The sequence below is a fragment of the Nocardia tengchongensis genome (genome assembly GCF_054781395.1).
Genome location: NZ_BAAGUM010000009.1, coordinates 141,966 through 161,482, shown reverse-complemented (window position 1 = coordinate 161,482; position 19,517 = coordinate 141,966). Strand labels below are relative to the sequence as shown.

The window sequence follows — 19,517 nt, the reverse complement described above, 5'->3', positions numbered from 1 at the left end:
CACGGTAGACCTGTGCCGGCTCGGTGGTTGTTGCTGCCTGTGCCGCTAGCCGGTCGGCCTTTCTATACCTCTGTCGCCGACCGGTTTGTATACCCCCGCTGTTGAGAGATCCTGTCGATCCTCCGGCGATCCGGCCAATACACCCCTCGAGCGCAGGAGTACCTCTTCCATGTCGAACACCACTACGAGCGCACCGCCCGTCGACCAGGTCGACGTCCGAGGCCCCCGCTTCGCCGCCTGGATCACCACCGCGGTGCTCGCCCTGGTTCTGATTCTCGCCTCCGTGTCGGTCCCCGCGGCCGCCGTGCTGCTGGCCGCACAGGCCGTGGTCTTCGGTCTGGGCGCCGCCAACGGTCCGAAGCGCAGCCCCTACGGTCGCGTCTACGCCGCCCTGGTCGCGCCGCGCAACGGCGCGCCGACCGAGCTGGAACCCGTTGCGCCGCTGCGGTTCGCGCAGCTGGTGGGTCTGGTCTTCGCGGTGCTCGGTGTCATCGGCTTCGCGGCCGGCAGCACCGTGGTGGGCGCGGTCTTCGCCGGTTTCGCACTGTTCGCGGCGTTCCTGAACGCGGCGTTCGGCATCTGCCTGGGTTGCCAGATCTATCCGCTGGTGCACCGAATCCGCCCCTGACCACCCGATATCCCTCAAACCATCCCTATTACTCAGCCACACGAACGCAACGCCTGAACACGGCACCGCACCGAAAGGAACAACATGGCTCGCTCCGATGTCCTGGTCTCCGCAGACTGGGTCGAAGAGAACCTGAACACCCCGGGCGTCGTCCTGGTCGAGGTCGACGAGGACACCTCGGCTTACGACCTGGGGCACATCGAGGGCGCCGTGCGTCTCGACTGGAAGAAGGACCTGCAGGACCAGGTCCGCCGCGACTTCGTGAGCCAGGAGCAGTTCTCGGCTCTGCTGTCCGAGCGCGGTATCTCCAACGACGACACCGTGGTGCTGTACGGCGGCAACAACAACTGGTTCGCGGCCTACGCCTACTGGTACTTCAAGCTGTACGGCCACCAGGACGTGAAGCTGCTCGACGGCGGCCGCAAGAAGTGGGAGCTGGACGGCCGCGAGCTGACCAAGGAGGTCCGGGTCCGCCCGACCACCGACTACAAGGCCGCCGCGCAGGACCTGTCGATCCGCGCCTTCCGCGACGAGGTCATCGAGGCCATCGGCGCCAAGAACCTGGTCGACGTGCGTTCCCCCGACGAGTTCTCGGGCAAGATCCTGGCTCCCGCGCACCTGCCGCAGGAGCAGTCGCAGCGTCCGGGCCACATCCCGACCGCCATCAACGTCCCGTGGTCCAAGGCCGCGAACGAGGACGGCACCTTCAAGAGCGACGCCGACCTGGCGGAGATCTACAAGGAGGCCGGGCTGGACGGCGACAAGCTGACCATCGCCTACTGCCGCATCGGTGAGCGTTCCTCGCACACCTGGTTCGTGCTGCAGGAGCTGCTGGGCCACCAGAACGTCAAGAACTACGACGGGTCCTGGACCGAATACGGTTCCCTCGTCGGTGCACCGATCGAGTTGGGAGCGTAATCAATATGTGTGCAGCACCTACCCAGGGACAGGCCATCCCCGCCGGCGTCGACGTGGAGAAGGAGACGGTCATCACCGGCCGCGTCCTGACCGCTGACGGCCAGACCGTCGGTGGCGCGTTCGTCCGCCTGCTGGACGGCAACGGCGACTTCACCGCCGAGGTCGTGGCCTCGGGCACCGGCGACTTCCGCTTCTTCGCCGCGCCGGGCACGTGGACCCTGCGCGCGCTGTCGGCGTCCGGCAACGGCACCGCCGAGGTGTCGCCGGAGGGCAACGGCATCCACAACGTGGACGTCACCGTCGCCAAGTAAAGTCGAATCATCAAGAACGGCCCCGGGATTCATGATCCCGGGGCCGTTCTCGTGTGTCGCGGAACTTTTCCCGGGGTCGTTTTCACCTGATCGCGGCGGTGGGATTAGAATCCGAGACGTGGTGCTTACCTTCGAGATTCTGCTGGTACTCGTGTCCGTGCTGATCGCGTGGTTCGGTCTGTACGTCCTCTACCGGCTGTTCACCGAGTCGTGACAGATCCGGCCCACGAGAACACCGAAAACGGAACGGCCAACGGCACGGCATCGTCCAGCGATGCCGCCGCACGCCGCAGCGGCGACCAGGCGGTCGCGGAGGCGGTCGAGCGGGCCAAGTCGACCGGGGCGATGAACGTTCCGACGCTCCCCGATCTGCCGTTGCCGGTGGATACCGCCAACCTGCGGCTGGGCCCGGATCTGAGTTCGTCCATGCTCGCGCTGCTGCCGCTGGTCGGTGTGTGGCGCGGTGAGGGCGAGGGCAACGAGCCCGACACCGGCGACTACCGCTTCGGTCAGCAGATCATCGTCGCCCACGACGGCGGCGACTATCTGACCTGGGAGTCGCGGTCCTGGAAGCTGAACGCGCAGGGCGAGTACGACGGCCCGGATCTGCGGGAGAGCGGCTTCTGGCGGGTCGGCATCGACGGTGACGACGAGGTGCTGGAACTGCTGCTGACGCATTCCACCGGCATCGTCGAGCTGTTCTACGGCCAGGCGCTGACCCAGTCGTCCTGGGAGCTGGCCACCGACGTGGTGATCCGCAGCCAGTCCGGCATCGTGGTGGGCGGCGCGAAGCGGCTCTACGGCATTGTCGAGGGCGGCGACCTGGGTTACGTCGAGGAGCGCATCGCGGCCGACGGCGCGTTGGAGCCGCGGCTCTCGGCGCGGTTGAAGCGCTACATCGGCTGATATTCGCCGTTTCGCCAGGCGACAACTGATTTCGCTGCGACGGGGGTACCTCCTGGGGTACCCCCTGAATTGTTTCGGCACCCGACGCAAGCACGGATTGCCAACGTCTACGGCTCTCAGTCGTCCGCTGAAGTCTCGGGGAGGCGGTACAGAACGGCCCCCGAGTTATATCGGCGGAAGGATGCAACATCTTCACGCTGATCCGGTCGGACGGACCGTAACTCGGGGGCCGGGTGACTGCCGTGGATTCGCGAGGGCTCGCGCGATCGGAATCCGATTGCAGCGGTAGCGCCTAGCTGGCAGCCACCTCACGCGTCCTAGATATCATTCTCGAACCACCTCCTTCCTGTGTACCGACGAAATTAGTCGGATCCTGCACCGGCGGCAACGTATTTTCGCGGACTGCGAAAACGCAGGTCAGGTGGTCGCTTCGGGAATATGCCGGGCGATGTCGATCGACCCGCCGGGTCCGACCCGAACGATGGTGTCGGCCTTGGTGTCCGGCGGCAGCTGATGGGTGACCACCACCACGGTCCGGTCGCGATCGACCAGGCCGCTCGACTCGTCCAGCAGCCCGCGCAGCAGCTCGGCCCCGGCCGCCGCCTCCAGATGCTCGGTGGGCTCGTCGAGCAGCAGCACCCGCGCGGGCGAGAGCAGGGCCCGGGCCAGCAGTATCCGGCGCCGCTGCCCACCCGACACGGCGGCCGCGCCACCCACGAGATCGGTGTCGACACCCTCGGGGAGCGAGTCCAGCCACTCCCCCGCTCCGACTGCCCGCAGCGCGTTTTCGCCCTCGGTCGCGGTGATGTCGCCACGCGCCACCCGCAGGTTCTCCAGCACGGTGGTGCCGAACAGGTGCGCGTCCTCGGCGAAGAAGGTGACTCCGGGCGCGGGTGTATCGAACAGTCCGGCCCAGGCCATCAGCAGCGTGGTCTTCCCCGCCCCGCTGGGGCCGACCACCGCGATCCGGCGGCCGTCGGGCAGCCCGGGGAAGGTCGGTGTGGCGGTGCTGGATTCGGGGTCGCCGGCTTCGAGCCGGTCCAGCCGGTGGAGGGCGGCGCGGCCGGTGGTCAGCGCCTGCGCGGCGGCGGGCAGCACCGCCACCGCCTCGAAGGCCGACAGCGGCACCAGTACCAGCACCGCGAACGCCATCGGCGTGATGCCGCCGGGCGCGACGGTCTGGAAGCCCGCGGTCGGGATGGGAGAGCCGCTGCCGTAGAGCACGATTCCGATGAGCAGCGCACCGAGCACGCTAGCCCCGATCGACAGCGGCAGCACCGCCGCGGCCCACGCACTGCGCGCCGCCGCCCGGTCCTCGGCGGCCACGGCCCGCTGTCCCGCCGCCGTCGCGGTACCGACCGCCTCGGAAAGCCGGCCCGCCACCCGCAATTCGGGCGCGTGATCGAGCACCGTCAGCGCCTCGGCCGTGAACTCGGTCCGATCCGCGCGCACCGCCAGCTCGGCTTCCCGGGCCGCCCGCGCCGACAGCCACGGCGCGAGGATCCCCGAAACCGCCAGCGCCACCGCCAGAATCACCGCCGCGAGCACGGAGATACTCGCCAACAACCCCACCGCGAGCAGCGACAGGATCAACGCCACCGCGATCGGCACGAACGCCCGCACCACCACGGCCCCGAGATCGTCGATATCGCTCATCACCCGCCCGAGCAGTTCGCCCCGCCGCAGTGCGGTCGGATCCCCGTGCCGTGCTTCGCCGTCCGCCGCCGTGAGCCCATAGTCCTCTGACCCCGCGGCCATGAACGGGCCACTCGACTCCGCCGCCAACGCGCCGCCCGTGCGCCGCGGCCGCCAGATATCCGCGCCCGCCAACGTCCGATACGTCGTCGTCCGTGCCGTGCTCATGGCCCGTAACGCCACGTCGTGGGTGGCCAACCGCTCCAGATACCGGCACAACCCACGCGAAATACCCAGCGCCCGAACGGTCACCACGGCCAGGCTCAAATCCAGTACCGGCGGCATCTGCCACGCCCGCGCAATCAGCCACGCCGCCAACGCCGCCAGCCCGAGCCCGCTCCCGAGCGCCAGCACCCCCCACCCGATCGAGAGCGCCATCCGCGCCCGCGACAACTCCAGCAGTTCCCGAATCCGCCGAAAATCGGCCAGTACCGCCCTCATCCCGCCGACACCTCCACATCCGCAATGGGCCACCCGCCCGGCTCCGATGGGTCGCTCGAATCCTGGGGCGCAGATCCCGGCTCGGAACAACGGTCTGAGGCGCGGGTGGATCTGTCGAGTCGTGCGCTACCGCCTCCGGAGTCACCGGCGACGGCGGGTCCAGGCTGGGAGGGTGCGGAATCCGCGTGCACCTCGACGACATGATCGGCGATCGCGAGTACCGAGGGGCGGTGGGCGACCACGACGACGGTGGCGCCGGCGCGGGCACGGTCCACCAGGGCCGCGAGGACCGTCGCCTCGGAAGCGTCGTCGAGGTGCGCGGTGGGCTCGTCGAGTAGGAGTATCGAGCGTGGGGCCGCGAGGGTGCGGGTCAGGGCCAGGCGCTGGCGCTGGCCGAGGGACAGGCCGATGCCGCCCGTGCCGACCACGGTGTCCCAGCGGTCGGGAAGGGTGTCGAGGACGGCGTCGAAACCGGTGGCGGCGCACGCGGCTTCGATCTGGTCGTCCCCGGACGGGGGGCCGAGGAGTTCCAGGTTGGCGCGCAGGGTGCCGGGAATCAGCACCGGACGCTGCGGGAGCCAGGCGATGTAGGACCAGTATTCGGCCGGGTCCAGCTCGGGGACCGGAGTGCCGTCGACCGTCACCTCTCCCGTGTCCGGAGTGAGAAGGCCGAGGACGGCCTGCAGAGCGGTGGATTTGCCGCAGCCGTTGGGGCCGGTGAGGACGGTGACCTCACCGGGGCGGAAGGCGGCGGTGAGACCGGCGGGTGCGTGGCCGTCGCGGGCGGTTATCCCGAGGTCCCGGATCTCGATGTGGCCGAGCAGGTTTCGATGCGTGGTTCCGGCGCGGGCCGCGGTCGTGGCGTCGGCGTCGGGTTCGAGGACGGCGAAAGCCCGTTCCGCCGCGGCCATTCCGTCCTGGGCGGCGTGGAAGCGTTCGCCGACGGCGCGCAGCGGGAGGTACACCTCGGGGGCGAGGATCAGGGCCAGCAGCCCGGCGTGGAGGCCCATGTGGCCGAAGACCAGCCGCATGCCGATGGAGACGGCGACGAGGGCAACGCACAGGGTGGCCAGCATTTCCAGGACCATCGAGGACAGGAATGCCAGGCGCAGCGCCGACATGGTGCGGTGGTGCAGGGTGTCGCCGAGCTCGCGGACCCGGCCCGCCATGCTGCGCGCCGGAATCTCCGGTCCGGCAGCATGATCCGCGTCGGCGGTGACGGCACGCTCGGATGTGCCCGCGGCCGTGCGTCCGGTCTCGCGGCCCAGCGCGCGCAGTGTCGGCATGCCCGCGAAGAGGTCGAGCAGCTGGTCCGACAGACGGGTGGTGGCGGTCAGGGTGTCGGCGGATTTTCCCTGGGTGAGCAGGCCGATGAGGATCATGAAGATCGGGATCAGGGGCAGGGTGACGGCGATGATGGCGCCGGACACCCAGTCGTGGACGGCGATGACGGCCAGCACCACCGGCGGCACGAGGCAGGCCAGGATCAGGGCGGGCAGATACCCCGCAAGGTAGGCACGCAGCCCGCTGAGTCCGGAGCCGACGACGACCGCGAGTTCGGTGCGGCGGCTCTCCAATTCGCGGGGCGGAAGCTGGGCTCCGGCGGCCAGCGCGGCGGTCTCGAGCTCGGCGACGACCTGAGCTCCGGCCCGGTGCGCGAGCCGGGACTGCCACCAGGTGGCGGTCACCCGGCACAGGACGGCGAGCGCGAACACCACCAGTTCCACGGTCCACGACCCGATCGTCCGCTGCCCGGGTTCGGTGGTGACGCCCGCGAGCACCCGGGCCAGGGCGAGCGCCCCGACCACGATGCAACCGGTGGTGAGCAGGGAAAGTCCCACGCTCAGGCCGAGATACCGGCGTGCGGAGCGGGCGTGCCGCCACAGTCGCGGGTCCACCGGTCGTGCCATGGTCGATCTCCTCTGTGAAACGAACGCGCCGCCCGGACGGCCGGGGCCGGTCCGGGCGGCGTGCCCCGTTGTTCAGCTGGTCGCGGATGCCGTGGTCAGCTCTTCGCGGATTCCATGGGCAGCCCGATGGGCGCCGGGATGTGGTCCGTGGTGAGCCGCTTGCGGAACACCCAGTACGTCCAGGTCTGGTAGACCAGCACGACCGGGACCAGTGCGACCGCGACCCAGCTCATCACGACCAGCGTGTAGTGGGTGGAGGACGCGGACTTGGTGCCGTCGCGCCCGTCCACCGTGAGGCTGAAGGCGTCATTGATGGTGGACGGCAGCACATTCGGGAACAGTGACCCGAACAGCAGCACGGTGGCGGCCGCGATGGTGAGCGCGGTGCCGGTGAACGCCCAGCCGTCGCGGCCCTGGCTCGCGGCGAAGCCCGCCACCAGCAGCCCGATCACGGCCAGGGCCAAAGGAATCCAGGTCCAGCCGTGCCCGTGGGCGAGCTGGGTCCAGATACCGAAGGCGGCCACCACGACGGCCGTGGGCACGAACAGCACCCGGATGATGCGCTGGGCGTCGTCGCGGACCTCGTTGCCGGTCTTGAGGGCGATGAACATCGCGCCGTGCAGCATGAACAGCAGCAGCGTGGTGAGCCCGCCGAGCAGCGCGTACGGGTTGAGCAGGTCGAGGAAGCTGCCTTCGATCTGCTTGCGCTCGTTGAGTTTCACCCCGTGCACGATGTTGGCGAAGGCCAGGCCCCAGGCCAGGGCGGGGATCCAGGAGCCGAGACCGATGCCGATGTCGCACCAGGTGCGCCAGCGCGGGTCGTTGATCTTGCCGCGCCATTCGATGGCGCAGGCCCGCGCGATCAGGCCGACCAGGATGAGCAGCAGCGCCAGGTAGAACCCGGAGAACAGGCTGGCGTACCACTCGGGGAAGGCGGCGAACATGGCGCCGCCGCCGGTGAGCAGCCACACCTCGTTGCCGTCCCACACCGGTCCGATGGTGTTGAGCACGGTCCGCTTCTTCTTCTCGTCGCCACGTCCGATGATCGGCATCAGCATGCCGACGCCGAAGTCGAAGCCCTCGAGCACGAAGTAGCCGGTGAACAGGACCGCGATCAGGAGAAACCAGAATTCAGGGAGACTCATCCTCGGCTCCTAGTAGGCGAAGGAAAGCTTCTCGACGGGCTCCCCGGTCATCTTGGGGGTGCCGTCGTCGGTGGACGGCTTTTCCGGTCCGGCGATCACGTAGCGGCGCATCAGGTAGAACCAGCCGATGGCCAGCAGGCCGTACAGCGCCGTGAACACGATCAGCGAGGTGAGGATCGTGCCGGGCGAGACGCCGGAGACGCCCTGCTGCACGGTCATCCGGATGTGCTGGTCGCCGGTCGGGTTGGGTGCGACGACCCAGGGCTGGCGGCCCATCTCGGTGAAGATCCAGCCGGAGATGTTGCCCAGGAACGGGGTGGCGATGGCGAGCAGCGAAAGCCATTTGAACCAGGGCTGATCGGGGATGCGGCCGCCGCGGGTGACCCAGAATCCGGCCAGCGCCAACAGGATCGAGCCGGCCATCCAGGTGATCATGGCGCGGAAGGACCAGTAGGTGACGAACAGGTTGGGCCGGTAGTCGCCGACTCCGTACTTCTCGTTGTACTCGACCTGGAGGTCCTTGACGCCCTTCAGGGTGACGTCGCTGAACTTGCCCTCGGCCAGGAACGGCAGCACGTACGGCACCTTGATGACGTGGTCGACGCTGTCGCAGTTGTTGTGGGTGCCGATGGTCAGCACCGAGAAGTCCGGATCGGTTTCGGTGTGGCACAGCGATTCCGCCGAGGCCATCTTCATGGGCTGCTGCTTGAACATCAGCTTGCCCTGGATGTCACCGGTGAAGATCAGCGCCACCGCGGCGATGAGGATGACGTACAGGCCCATGCGCGCGCTCGGCCGCCACATGGTGCGGGCGTCCTCGAGCAGGGCGTCGTTCCCCTCGGCCTTGGCCTTGTGGGCGTTGCGCACCATCCACCAGCCGGCGATGCCGGCCACGAAGGTGCCCGCGGTGAGGAAGGCTCCGGCGATCACGTGCGGGAACGCGGCGAGGGTGGTGTTGTTGGTGAGGACCGCCCAGATGCTGTGCAGTTCGGCGCGACCGGTCTCCGGGTTGTATTCGGCGCCGACCGGGTGCTGCATGAACGAGTTGGCGGCGATGATGAAGTAGGCGGAGGCGTTGGTGCCGATAGCGACCAGCCAGATACAGGCCAGGTGCACCTTTTTCGGCAGCCGGGTCCAGCCGAAGATCCACAGGCCCAGGAAGGTCGATTCCATGAAGAAGGCGACCAGCGCCTCCATGGCCAGGGGTGCGCCGAAGACGTCGCCGACGAAGCGGGAGTATTCGCTCCAGCCCATGCCGAACTGGAATTCCTGCACGATGCCGGTGGCGACGCCGAGGGCGAAGTTGATCAGGAACAGCTTGCCGAAAAACTTTGTGAGCCTGAGCCACTGCTCCTTACCGGTGATCACCCAGGCGGTCTGCATACCCGCGACGAGCGGGGCGAGGCCGATGGTGAGCGGCACCAGAATGAAGTGATAGACGGTGGTAATTCCGAACTGCCAGCGCGCCAGATCTACGACGCTCATCCGACCTCCCTGCCGATCTACGACATGACGTAGTAATAGAGACTACGCGTCAGGAGGCGCGGATCAACGTATCCCTCGCCACAGCGTGCCGGATATTTGCTGGAATGTGATGGATTACCAGTCGGCGAGACTCCCCGGCAGCGCGATCCCGCGATTCACCATCTCCACGATCTCGCCCGCGTTCTCCGGCGCCGACATGCGGAGGCCGTCCAGCGAATTCACCCGCGCGGCCAGGGTGATCGAGGACAGCATCCACACGGCGTCGGCGGTGATCAGGTCGGCCGTGAACAACGGCTCGTACCGGCACTCCCAGCCCGCCTTCTCCGCCTGCGCGAACAGCGCCCGCTGCGTGGTGCCGGGCAGCACGCCGTTGCGGGCGGGCGGGGTGATCAGCTGATTGTCGCGCTGCACAACGACCGTCGACCGCGGCCCCTCCAGCACCCGATGCTCGGTACTGGTGAAGATGACATCGTCGGCGCCCATCCGCTGGGCGAACCGCAGCGCGGACATATTCGTCGCGTACGACAGGGTTTTCGCGCCCAGCAGCAGCCACGGTGCGGTCTGCGCCACATCGACGGAGATGCCGCGCGACAGTGTGATCACCGAAACACCCTCGGTGCGAGCCTTTTCCACACGCTCGGGCACCGGGACCACGAAAACGTAACCGGTGGTGGCGGGTTCGCCGCCGGACAGCGCCCCACTCTTGGTTGCCACTCGTTCGCCAGCCCCGGAGTGATGGCTGTCACGTCCGCGGGTGAGCACCATCCGCAGCGTTCCGTCGCGGTCCTTGCCCCATTCCTCGGCGGCCAACTCGACCGCGAACCGCCACGCCTCCAGCTCCGGCGCGGGCAGATCCAGCGCCTCCGCCGAACGCCGCAGTCGCGCCAGATGCAATTCGAGCGCGCACGGCACGCCGTCGCGCACCAGCACCGTCTCGAAGATGCCGTCGCCCCGCAACGCCCCGATATCGTCCGCATACAACAACGGCGCGTCCGGATCCCGGATCGCGCCGTCGAGTGTCACCAGAACCCTGTCCACCATGTGGAGAGCCTATGGGGTTCGCACAGCCCCGGCTGCCATACCGCGCCGCTGAATCCGTCAACCCGCCTGTTCGAGACTCGGATCGGCCTGAATGCGCCACTGTCCTGCGCTCCCACCTCGCCGCTCGAGTCTTCGTCGCCCAAACGCGCCCACTGATCTCGTACCGACCGGGGTAACTCCCCGGGTACCCCCGAAATCGGTTCGGCTCCCAACCGCCGGCACGCGTGCGAAATCGGCGGCGGCTCCCAAGCCGTGCGCTGAAGGCTCGGGGAGGCGGGTTAGTGTGGGTGTGTGTCCTCCTCGGTTGCCAGTCCGATCTTGCAGGTTCCAGGGGCTGTCGCGGGGCTGCCGGAGTCACCGGATGCCGCGGTCGCGTGGCATTACGGCGATCCCTTCGGGGAGCAGCGCGCGGCGATCCAGGGGGTCGCGGTGGTCGATCGCTCCCACCGGTTCGTGCTCTCCATCACCGGCAAGGAACGGCTGAGCTGGCTCAACACCATCTCCAGCCAGGCCGTCGCCGAGCTGGGCGACGGGGAATCCGCGGAGGATCTGGATCTGGATCTGAACGGCCGGGTGCTGAATCACTTCGTCCTCACCGACCTGGACGGCACGGTGTGGATCGACACCGAGGGCGCGCGCGGACCCGACCTGCTGAACTTCCTGCAGAAGATGGTCTTCTGGGCCGACGCCAAGCCCGTCGACGCCAATGACCATGCGGTGCTGAGCCTGCTGGGCCCCGGCGTGGCCGGACTCACCGAAACCCTGGGAGTGCCCGCCCTTCCCGACACCTACCGCGCGGTGCGGTTGCCCGGCGGCGGCTTCCTGCGCCGCATGCCGTGGCCGACCGCCGACTCCTTCGACCTGCTGGTCCCCCGCGACCAGCTCGCCGCCTGGTGGACCAAGCTGCGCGACGCGGGCGCGGTGGCCGCGGGCCTGTGGACGTTCGAGGCGCTGCGGGTGGCCGCGCTGCGCCCGCGCCTGGGCCTCGACACCGACGACCGCACCATCCCGCACGAGGTGAACTGGATCGGCGGCCCCGCCGAACACGGTGCCGTGCACCTGAACAAGGGCTGCTACCGCGGTCAGGAGACGGTCGCGCGGGTGCACAATCTCGGCAAGCCGCCCCGGCATCTGGTGCTGCTGCACCTGGACGGTTCCGCGGATTCCCGCCCGGTGACCGGTGATCCGGTGACCGCGGGCGGCCGCGCGGTCGGCACCCTGGGCACCATCGTCGACCACTACGAGCTCGGCCCGATCGCGCTGGCCCTGATCAAACGCACCATCCCGGTCGACACCGAGCTGGTGGTGGGCCCGTGCGCGGCGGCCATCGACGCGGATTCGTTTCCGTCACACGACGAACCGCAGGCCGGCCGGCTCGCCGTCGAGAAGCTGCGCGGCCGGTGACCGGCGCCGTCGGCCGGGTGCTGGCCGTCTGCGTGGTGCACGCCGAGCTCGAGGTGCCCGCCAAGTCCTCGAAGGTGGGTCGCACCGCCATCGACAAACGTCCGGTGCCGCACCGGGTTCCGGTGCGGGCGCTGGGTCTGGACGGTGACCACGTCTGTGACACCGCGCATCACGGCGGCACCCATCAGGCCGTCTACGCCTACGCCGAGGAGGATGCCCGGCGCTGGTCCGCCGAACTGAACCGCGACCTCCCGGCGGGCTGGTTCGGCGAGAACCTGCGGCTGGTGGGCCTTCCGGTCAGCGATGCCGTGATCGGTGAACGCTGGACGATCGGCGACACGCTCCTGGAGGTGTCCGCACCGCGCGTCCCGTGCTCCACCTTCCAGTGGCACGCCAACGAGCAGCAGTGGGTGAAACGCTTCACGGCACAGGCGAATACGGGTGCTTACCTGCGGGTGCTGACCGAGGGCACGATCGGCGCGGGCGACGAGGTGCGGGTGGTGTACGTCCCCGAGCACGGGGTCACCGTGCGCGAGTTGTTCACCGGCGCGGACCCGGATCGCCTGGATCTGCTGGCCGCGGTCGAGCCGACCATCTCCGACGACGTCCGCATGCAGATCGACCGTCACCGTCGCCGCCATGCCGCGGCGGCCCGCCGATGAAGGGGACCCGATGAGCGTCGATCTGGTCGAGGTGGTGCGGTCCGGTTTCCGCGAGTGCGTGCACCGCGGTTCCGCGGTGGTGCTGCGCCCGGACGGTGAACCGCTGGTGGAGGTGGGCGCGGTGCACGGCCCGATCTTCCCGCGCTCCACCAACAAGCCGCTGCAGGCACTGACCCTGCTGCGCAACGGTTTCGAACCGGTCGACGACGCCGAGCTGGCCATCGCCACCGCCTCGCATTTCGGCGAGCCGGATCACGTGCAGCTGGTGCACCGGCTGCTGGACCGCTTCGGTTTCACCGAGGACGACCTCGAGTGCCCGCCGGATCTGCCGTTCGAGGATCAGGCCCGCGCCCACGCGCTGGCCGGCGGTGACCGCGGGCAGGCGGCCCGCCGGATCTTCATGAACTGCTCCGGCAAACATGCCGCCATGCTCGCGACCTGCGTGATCAACGATTGGCCGACCCGCGGCTATCTGGAGGTCGGGCATCCGCTGCAGCAGGCGGTGCTGGAGACGGTGGCCGAGGTGACCGGGGAACCGGAGACCGATCTCGGTATCGACGGGTGCGGCCTGCCCATCGTGCCGGTGTCGCTGGTGAATCTGGCCCGCGCGTACGCGGCCTTCACGACCGCGCCTGTCGATACCCCGGAACGCCGGGTCGCGGACGCGATTCGCGCGCATCCGCGAGTGATTTCCGGCACGGACGGCCCCGATTTCCGGGTGATGACGGCGACGCCGGGACTGGTGTGCAAGATCGGCGCGGACGGGGTGCACGCCGGCGCGCTGCCGGACGGTTCGGCGTTCGCGTACAAAATCGACGACGGTGCCGATCGCGCGCGACTTCCACTGACGCTGGCCATTCTCCAGCGTATGGGCATCGAGTGGACAGATGCGCACGCTGAGCTGGCGACGCCCGCGGTGCTGGGCGGCGGAGCTCGCGTGGGCATCATTCGAGCGATTCCCGGCGTCCTGTAGTCGCCGGTCGGCACGGTTTTCAGGATCGCCCGGTCGTCGCCGGTCCCGGCCCCGGGACGTTTATCCCCCACTCCTGGAAGCGCGACCGCCTGACACACGCTAAAGTGTTCGTCAGGAAGAGTATTAATTCGAACGGGGCCGCCAAACCCACCCCAGGCCGCCCCGCAGTGACGCGAGGGGGTCAGCCATGGGCCGTGGCCGGGCTAAGGCAAAGCAGACCAAGGTCGCACGTGAGCTCAAGTACAGCTCACCGTCGACCGACTTCACGAGCCTTCAGCGCGAACTGTCGGGGAGTCCCTCCGACACGCAGCTGAGTGGTGCTGTGCTTTCCGACGAGCACGACGCGAAGGACTCGCGTGCGGGCTGGGACGAAGACGACAACTACGACGACTGGCGTCGCTGACCTCGGATTTTCGCCGTGTAAGGGGAAGGCCTAGTGGGCCTTCCCCTTTAGCACGTCGACTTGCCCCGAGGTCGAAGCCATCCGCCGAAGTATCCGCGGCGAAATATCTACTGCCGGTTCCCCTTCCTACCGGCGAATAGACAAACGGCCCCGGCACTCTCACGAGCGCCGGGGCCGTTCTCTTTGTCTGAAGCCAACTCAGAACCGCGGGTGGTCTCCCACCAGCGCGACGCGGGCGGCGTCGGCGTCCTTGGCCTTCTTCACCGTGCCGAGGGTCCAGCAGTCGATGTGGCGGGCGGTGAGGACCGCCAGCGCGCGGTCGGCGTCCTCGGGGGCCACGACGGCGACCATGCCGACGCCCATGTTGAAGGTCTTCTCCATCTCCAGGCGCTCGACGCGGCCGCGCTGGGCGATCATCTTGAAGACGGGGGCCGGGTTCCAGGTGCCGCGGTCGAGCTCGGCGACGAGTCCGGCGGGGAGCACGCGGGCCAGGTTCTGGGCCAGGCCGCCGCCCGTCACGTGGCAGAAGGTGCGCACGTCGGTCTCGGCGATCAGGGCCAGGCAGTCCTTGGCGTAGATCTTGGTCGGCTCGAGCAGTTCCTCGCCGAGGGTGCGGCCGAATTCCTCGACGTGCCCGGTGAGGGACATGCGGTCGATGTCGAGCAGCACCTTGCGGGCCAGCGAGTAGCCGTTGGAGTGCAGGCCGGAGGCGCCCATGCCGATCACCACGTCGCCGGGGCGGACGCGGTCGGGGCCGAGCACGGCGTCGGCTTCGACGACGCCGACACCGGTGCCGGAGATGTCGTAGTCGTCGGCGCCCATCAGGCCGGGGTGCTCGGCGGTCTCGCCACCGAGCAGCGCGCAACCGGCGATGACGCAGCCCTCGGCGATGCCGGAGACGATCTGCGCGACGCGCTCGGGCACCACCTTGCCGACGGCGATGTAGTCCTGCAGGAACAGCGGTTCGGCGCCGCAGACCACCAGGTCGTCGACGACCATGGCGACCAGGTCGAGGCCGATGGTGTCGTGCTTGTCCAGAGCCTGCGCGACCGCGATCTTGGTGCCGACGCCGTCGGTGGAGGCGGCGAGCAGGGGCTCCTTGTAGCCGCCCTTCAGTGCGAACAGTCCTGCGAAGCCGCCGAGTCCGCCCTGCACTTCGGGGCGGCTGGCCTTCTTGGCCAGGGGTGCGAACAGCTCGACTGCGCGGTCACCGGCTTCGATATCGACGCCGGCCGCCGCATACGAGGCACCGGCACCACTGGGGGTCTGTTCAGTCATTGTGGGAGAGAGCTCCAAGCCGATTCGTCGGATAGATGCCTGCTCACGGTACAGGACCGCGGCTGCTCGCCTCGCCGGGCCTGCGGCGAACCGGGCGTGGGCGGGGCGGTTTCCACGCCCGTACGGGCGGGAAAAGGGCGGTGCCCGTTCGCTATTGCGCGAACGGGCACCGGGCCGTGTTGCGCTACGGGCGGCTCAGGGCCGAAGCGTTGGCGTTGTCGGCCAGGAGTTCGGTTTCGGTGGTCCCGGACAGGATGCCCTCGAGCACGTTCTTGCCGATGGCGTTCTCGGCCGGCAGCGCGATCGGGTACTCGCCGTCGAAGCAGGCGCAGCACAGCCGCGAGCGCGGCTGTTCGGTGGCGGCGACCATGCTGTCGAGGGAGATGTAGCCGAGGCTGTCGGCGCCGATGGAGCGGCGCACGCCCTCCACCATGTCGTCGAGGCTCTCGCCGGCGATGCCTTCGGGGCCCGCGCCGTTGGCGATCAGCTCCGCGCGGGAGGCGAAGTCGATGCCGTAGAAGCAGGGCCACTTGACCGGCGGGGAGGCGATCCGGACGTGGATCTCCAGGGCGCCCGCCTCGCGCAGCATGCGGATCAACGCGCGCTGGGTGTTGCCGCGCACGATGGAGTCGTCGACCACGATGAGCCGCTTGCCGCGGATCACCTCGCGAAGCGGGTTGAGCTTCAACCGGATTCCGAGCTGGCGGATGGTCTGGCTGGGCTGGATGAAGGTGCGGCCCACATAGGCGTTCTTCATCAGGCCCTGGCCGTACGGGACGCCGGAGCCCTGCGCGTAACCGACGGCGGCCGGGGTGCCGGATTCCGGCACCGGGATGACCAGGTCGGCTTCCACCGGATGCTCGGCGGCCAGGCGGCGGCCGATGTCGACGCGAGTGGCGTGCACGGAGCGGCCCGAGATGGTGGAGTCGGGGCGGGCCAGGTACACGAATTCGAAGACGCAGCCCTTGGGGGTGGGGTTGGCGAAGCGCAGCGAGCGCACGCCGTCGGCGTCGATGGCGAGCAGTTCACCGGGCTCGATCTCGCGGACGAACGAGGCGCCCACGATGTCGAGGGCGGCGGTCTCGCTGGCGACCACCCAGCCGCGGTCCAGGCGGCCCAGGCACAGCGGCCGCACTCCGTGCGGGTCGCGGGCGGCGTAGAGGGTGTGCTCGTCCATGAAGGTGAGACAGAACGCGCCCTGCAGCGTCGGCAGCAGCTCCATGGCGGCCTGCTCGATGCTCTTGTCGGCGGCGGCGTGCGCGAGCAGCGCGGTCATCACGTCCGAGTCGGAGGTGGCGGCCATACCGCCGGCCAGCCGGCCGGTGACCAGACCGAGTTCCCGTGCGCGGGCGCTCAATTCGGCGGTATTGACCAGGTTTCCGTTGTGGCCCAACGCGATTCCGGTGCCCACCGCGGTGGTACGGAAGATCGGCTGCGCGTTCTCCCAGGTGGTGGACCCGGTGGTGGAGTAGCGGCAGTGGCCGACGGCCACATGGCCGGGCATGGCTGCCAGAGTTTGTTCGTCGAAGACCTGACTCACCAGGCCGAGATCCTTGAAGACCAGCACTTGCGAGCCGTCGGCGACCGCGATGCCCGCCGCCTCCTGACCGCGATGCTGCAATGCGTATAGTCCGTAATACGTGAGCTTTGCCACATCTTCGCCCGGGGCCCAGACACCGAACACACCGCACTCTTCGCGCGGTTCGTTCTCGTCCTGGTCGGGGGTAGTGACTGCGGAGGGGAGAGACACCGTTTGCTCCCTGTTCGGCGGGCTGGGGGCGAGAGCCATTCTACGGGTAACCGCAAGGCAACCCGCCGTTGGGATAACCGGGATGGCAGGGCGTTTGCTGTTAGCGTGCGACGGTGGCGAGCACCGACAGCACCGGTAGCGCGGAAACCGGTCCGCGACGCAGGCATCTGAGCCCTTTCCGGTGGGCGTTCCCGATCGTGGTGGTCACCCTGCTGGCCTCGCTACTGGGCGTCATGTACCTCGATTACGTGGTCGATCCGGAGAAGAATCTGCACGACTTCCCGATCGCGTTGGTGAATCAGGATGTCGGCGACGATCTGAAGACCGGCGATCGGGTTCAGCACGTCAATTTCGGTGATCAGGTCGCCGACGGGCTGCGTGCGGCGGTCCCGTCCGATCAGATCGATCTGCGGGTGCTCGGCATCAACGAGGCGCAGCTGCAGATGCAGTCGGCGCGGGTGTACGGCACCATCATCATTCCGAGCGACTTCTCCAAGCGGCTCGGCATTCTCGGGGTCGGCAGTGTGGTGCCGGGTGAGATCTCCAAGCCGGTGCTCACCTTGCAGACCAATCCACGCACCGGCGCGTTCGCCACGGCGGTGGTGCAGAAGTTCGGCGAGCAGGCGCTCACGCAGGTCAACGATCAGGTCGGCAAGCAGCTGACCGATCAGGTGACGAAGCAGCTGACCCCGCCGCCCGGCGCGCCCCCGACCGAGTTGTCCGGGGCCACCCGGTTGGTGCTGGCGCAGCCGCTGAACATCGTGACCGAGCAGTTCCGGCCGTTGCCGGGCGGTTCCGGTGAAGGCCTGACCGCGTTCTTCTACAGCCTGTTGCTCCTGCTGGTCGGCATGGTCGGGGCGATGATCATCCACCAGCTCATCGACTCGGCCCTCGGTTTCCTGCCGACCGAATGGGGTCCCTGGTACGTGCACTTCCCGCGGGCTTCGATTTCCCGGCTGAGCACGCTGCTGCTCAAATGGTCGGCGATCGCGGTGATGGCGGTGGTGGTGTCGGCGGTGCTGGAGGGCATCGCGTCCCTGCTCGGCATGCCGATCGACCGGCCGCTGCTGTTGTTCCTCTACGGCGCGCTGGTGATCGTCGCGGTCGGCTTCACCTGCGCCTCGACGCTGGCCGCGGTCGGCACCGCGGGCTTGATCATCAACTTGATCGTGTTCATCATCCTGGGCCTGCCGTCCTCGGGCGGCACCATCCCGATCGAGGCGACGCCCAAGTATTTCGGCTGGCTGGCCAAGTTCGAGCCCATGCACCAGGTCTTCCTGGGCACCCGCTCGATCCTCTACTTCTTCGGCGACGGCCAGTCGGGCCTGACCCGCGGCGTTTGGATGGCGGTTCTGGGCCTGGTGATCGGCGTCGTCTTCGGCCTGTTCATCACCCGCTTCTACGACCGGAAGGGCTTGGAGCGCAAGCCCGCGGCCGCGCCGGAACCGGCGGCGTAGCGGTCAGAGCGGCACGACCGGCAGCCAGCGCGCCACCTCGCCCGCGCGGCTGCCGGAGGCGGTGACCGCCGCCGATTCCACCGCCTCGGCGAAGTTCAGCAGTCCGGTCGCCAGCAACAGCCAAGTCCGAGCATCGGTCTCGACGACATTCGGCGGATTGCCCCGCGTGTGCCGCGGCCCCTCGATGCATTGCACCGCCACGAACGGCGGCACCCGCACTTCCACCGAATGCCCGGGCGCGTCCGCCGCCATCGCCCGCGCGGTCCCCCGGACCGCCGCCGCGATCTCGGTGCGCGCGGGCGCGGGCGCGGACTCGTCGCGCAGCCACTCCCCCACCGCGGCCACCGCCGCCCGCACCTCCGCCGGATCCACCGCACCTCGTCGCGCCATGCCGCGAGGCTACTGCCGCCGGCCGACACCCCCGGGCGGCACCCGGTCGTCGATTGTCAGCGCGCGTCGCGCAGCAGGCGACGCGCGAGGCGCGGGGCGAGCGCTCCGCCCACGTTGAGGGCTAGATGCAGCAGCGCCGGGGCGGAGGCGCTGCCGGTGTGGCGGCGCAGTAGGTCGAACAGCAGGCCCGCCCCGGTGGTGAGGGCGACGGTGCCGGTGATCGGATCGGCTGCGGCGCGGGCGGGCTGGATGTGGGAGAGACCGAAAACCAGTGCGCCCACACCGGTTCCGAGTTCGCCCGCCGTGCGTTCCAGCAGCGGTGTCAGGGTGGAGCGGTAGACGAGTTCCTCGGTCAGGACGGTGCCGCCGGGAATGTGCAGGGCGGTCCATTCCAGGGTGGAGACGCCCGGGCCGCGGTCGGCGAGTCCGGCCAGGTGGCGGCGGGTGGCCGGAATGGCAAGGGCCGCAGCGTAGCCGGACAACACGGTAGCCGCGGCGACGGCTCCGGCCCGGAGTCCGCGGCGGGACCGGAAGTTCGGGTCTCCTCCGAAGGCGACGGTGTACGCGAGCGCGTAACCGGTGTTGGCGGCGGTGCGGCCGCGCACGTCCAGACGCAGGGCCGGGAGCAGATGATTGCTCCAGATCAGCGGTATCGCCAGGGCGGCCAGGGTTTTCGGGTGCGCCAGCGCGCCGACCCGAGTGCGCGGCCGATCGCGCACG

The 19,517-nt window shown here is 68.9% G+C and carries 18 protein-coding genes; 9 read left to right on the top strand and 9 right to left on the bottom strand.

Going from position 1 to position 19,517, the window contains the following annotated elements:
* Positions 1-169: 169 nt before the first annotated feature.
* The 4 genes from ACYVKL_RS23755 to ACYVKL_RS23740 all read left to right on the top strand — a co-directional run bounded on the left by ACYVKL_RS23755 (position 170) and on the right by ACYVKL_RS23740 (position 2,763).
* Positions 170-628 (top strand): DUF4395 domain-containing protein, encoded by a 459-nt coding sequence (locus ACYVKL_RS23755; RefSeq protein WP_379168138.1) that lies wholly within the window; start codon positions 170-172, stop codon positions 626-628.
* Positions 629-712: 84 nt separating this feature from the next.
* The gene (locus tag ACYVKL_RS23750; protein WP_379168135.1) at positions 713-1,546 is read left to right on the top strand and encodes a sulfurtransferase; all 834 of its coding nucleotides are present in this window, start codon (positions 713-715) and stop codon (positions 1,544-1,546) included.
* Between the two features lie 5 nt (positions 1,547-1,551).
* The gene (locus ACYVKL_RS23745) at positions 1,552-1,857 is read left to right on the top strand and encodes a DUF1416 domain-containing protein (protein WP_213558221.1); all 306 of its coding nucleotides are present in this window, start codon (positions 1,552-1,554) and stop codon (positions 1,855-1,857) included.
* A 210-nt stretch (positions 1,858-2,067) separates the two neighbouring features.
* A complete protein-coding gene (locus ACYVKL_RS23740; protein ID WP_213558222.1) occupies positions 2,068-2,763 on the top strand; it encodes a heme-binding beta-barrel domain-containing protein in 696 nt (231 codons plus the stop codon).
* Positions 2,764-3,180: 417 nt separating this feature from the next.
* Here the strand turns inward: ACYVKL_RS23740 and ACYVKL_RS23735 are convergent, their stop codons facing one another.
* The 5 genes from ACYVKL_RS23735 to ACYVKL_RS23715 all read right to left on the bottom strand — a co-directional run bounded on the left by ACYVKL_RS23735 (position 3,181) and on the right by ACYVKL_RS23715 (position 10,480).
* Positions 3,181-4,899 carry an ATP-binding cassette domain-containing protein gene (locus tag ACYVKL_RS23735; protein ID WP_379168133.1) on the bottom strand — a complete coding sequence of 573 codons (1,719 nt, stop codon included), beginning with the start codon at positions 4,897-4,899 and terminating at the stop codon, positions 3,181-3,183.
* Positions 4,896-6,809 (bottom strand): ABC transporter ATP-binding protein/permease, encoded by a 1,914-nt coding sequence (locus tag ACYVKL_RS23730; RefSeq protein WP_379168131.1) that lies wholly within the window; start codon positions 6,807-6,809, stop codon positions 4,896-4,898. The genes ACYVKL_RS23735 and ACYVKL_RS23730 overlap by 4 nt, the downstream gene beginning before the upstream one ends.
* Positions 6,810-6,904: 95 nt before the next feature.
* On the bottom strand, positions 6,905-7,954 hold the full coding sequence (gene cydB, locus ACYVKL_RS23725) for a cytochrome d ubiquinol oxidase subunit II (RefSeq protein ID WP_379168128.1): 1,050 nt from the start codon (positions 7,952-7,954) through the stop codon (positions 6,905-6,907).
* A gap of 9 nt (positions 7,955-7,963) precedes the next feature.
* Positions 7,964-9,439, bottom strand: coding sequence for a cytochrome ubiquinol oxidase subunit I (locus ACYVKL_RS23720; protein ID WP_357198427.1), 1,476 nt, complete (start codon positions 9,437-9,439; stop codon positions 7,964-7,966).
* Positions 9,440-9,553: 114 nt separating this feature from the next.
* Positions 9,554-10,480, bottom strand: coding sequence for an aminodeoxychorismate lyase (locus ACYVKL_RS23715; RefSeq protein WP_379168126.1), 927 nt, complete (start codon positions 10,478-10,480; stop codon positions 9,554-9,556).
* Between the two features lie 291 nt (positions 10,481-10,771).
* On the opposite strand from ACYVKL_RS23715, the gene ygfZ reads away from it, so the two are divergent.
* The 4 genes from ygfZ to ACYVKL_RS23695 all read left to right on the top strand — a co-directional run bounded on the left by ygfZ (position 10,772) and on the right by ACYVKL_RS23695 (position 13,922).
* Positions 10,772-11,884: a CAF17-like 4Fe-4S cluster assembly/insertion protein YgfZ gene (gene ygfZ / locus ACYVKL_RS23710; RefSeq protein ID WP_379168124.1), complete on the top strand. Its 1,113-nt coding sequence runs from the start codon at positions 10,772-10,774 to the stop codon at positions 11,882-11,884.
* Positions 11,881-12,546, top strand: coding sequence for an MOSC domain-containing protein (locus ACYVKL_RS23705; RefSeq protein WP_379168122.1), 666 nt, complete (start codon positions 11,881-11,883; stop codon positions 12,544-12,546). The genes ygfZ and ACYVKL_RS23705 overlap by 4 nt, the downstream gene beginning before the upstream one ends.
* Positions 12,547-12,556: 10 nt before the next feature.
* On the top strand, positions 12,557-13,519 hold the full coding sequence (locus ACYVKL_RS23700; protein ID WP_379168120.1) for an asparaginase: 963 nt from the start codon (positions 12,557-12,559) through the stop codon (positions 13,517-13,519).
* A 187-nt stretch (positions 13,520-13,706) separates the two neighbouring features.
* The gene (locus tag ACYVKL_RS23695; RefSeq protein WP_379168118.1) at positions 13,707-13,922 is read left to right on the top strand and encodes a DUF3073 domain-containing protein; all 216 of its coding nucleotides are present in this window, start codon (positions 13,707-13,709) and stop codon (positions 13,920-13,922) included.
* Positions 13,923-14,120: 198 nt separating this feature from the next.
* Here the strand turns inward: ACYVKL_RS23695 and purM are convergent, their stop codons facing one another.
* Together purM and purF are read right to left on the bottom strand one after the other, a co-directional pair.
* The gene (gene purM, locus ACYVKL_RS23690; protein WP_357198442.1) at positions 14,121-15,200 is read right to left on the bottom strand and encodes a phosphoribosylformylglycinamidine cyclo-ligase; all 1,080 of its coding nucleotides are present in this window, start codon (positions 15,198-15,200) and stop codon (positions 14,121-14,123) included.
* 184 nt (positions 15,201-15,384) lie between these two features.
* Complete coding sequence (purF, locus tag ACYVKL_RS23685) at positions 15,385-16,989, bottom strand: amidophosphoribosyltransferase (protein ID WP_246598175.1); 1,605 nt, start codon at positions 16,987-16,989, stop codon at positions 15,385-15,387.
* Between the two features lie 74 nt (positions 16,990-17,063).
* Here purF and ACYVKL_RS23680 point away from each other — a divergent pair, with 74 nt between their 5' ends.
* Complete coding sequence (locus tag ACYVKL_RS23680; protein WP_379168116.1) at positions 17,064-18,407, top strand: YhgE/Pip domain-containing protein; 1,344 nt, start codon at positions 17,064-17,066, stop codon at positions 18,405-18,407.
* Positions 18,408-18,410: 3 nt separating this feature from the next.
* Here the strand turns inward: ACYVKL_RS23680 and ACYVKL_RS23675 are convergent, their stop codons facing one another.
* A complete protein-coding gene (locus tag ACYVKL_RS23675) occupies positions 18,411-18,797 on the bottom strand; it encodes a sterol carrier family protein (RefSeq protein ID WP_379168114.1) in 387 nt (128 codons plus the stop codon).
* Between the two features lie 56 nt (positions 18,798-18,853).
* Positions 18,854-19,516, bottom strand: a complete 663-nt coding sequence (locus tag ACYVKL_RS23670; protein WP_379168112.1) for a CPBP family intramembrane glutamic endopeptidase — start codon at positions 19,514-19,516, stop codon at positions 18,854-18,856.
* Position 19,517 lies beyond the last annotated feature (1 nt).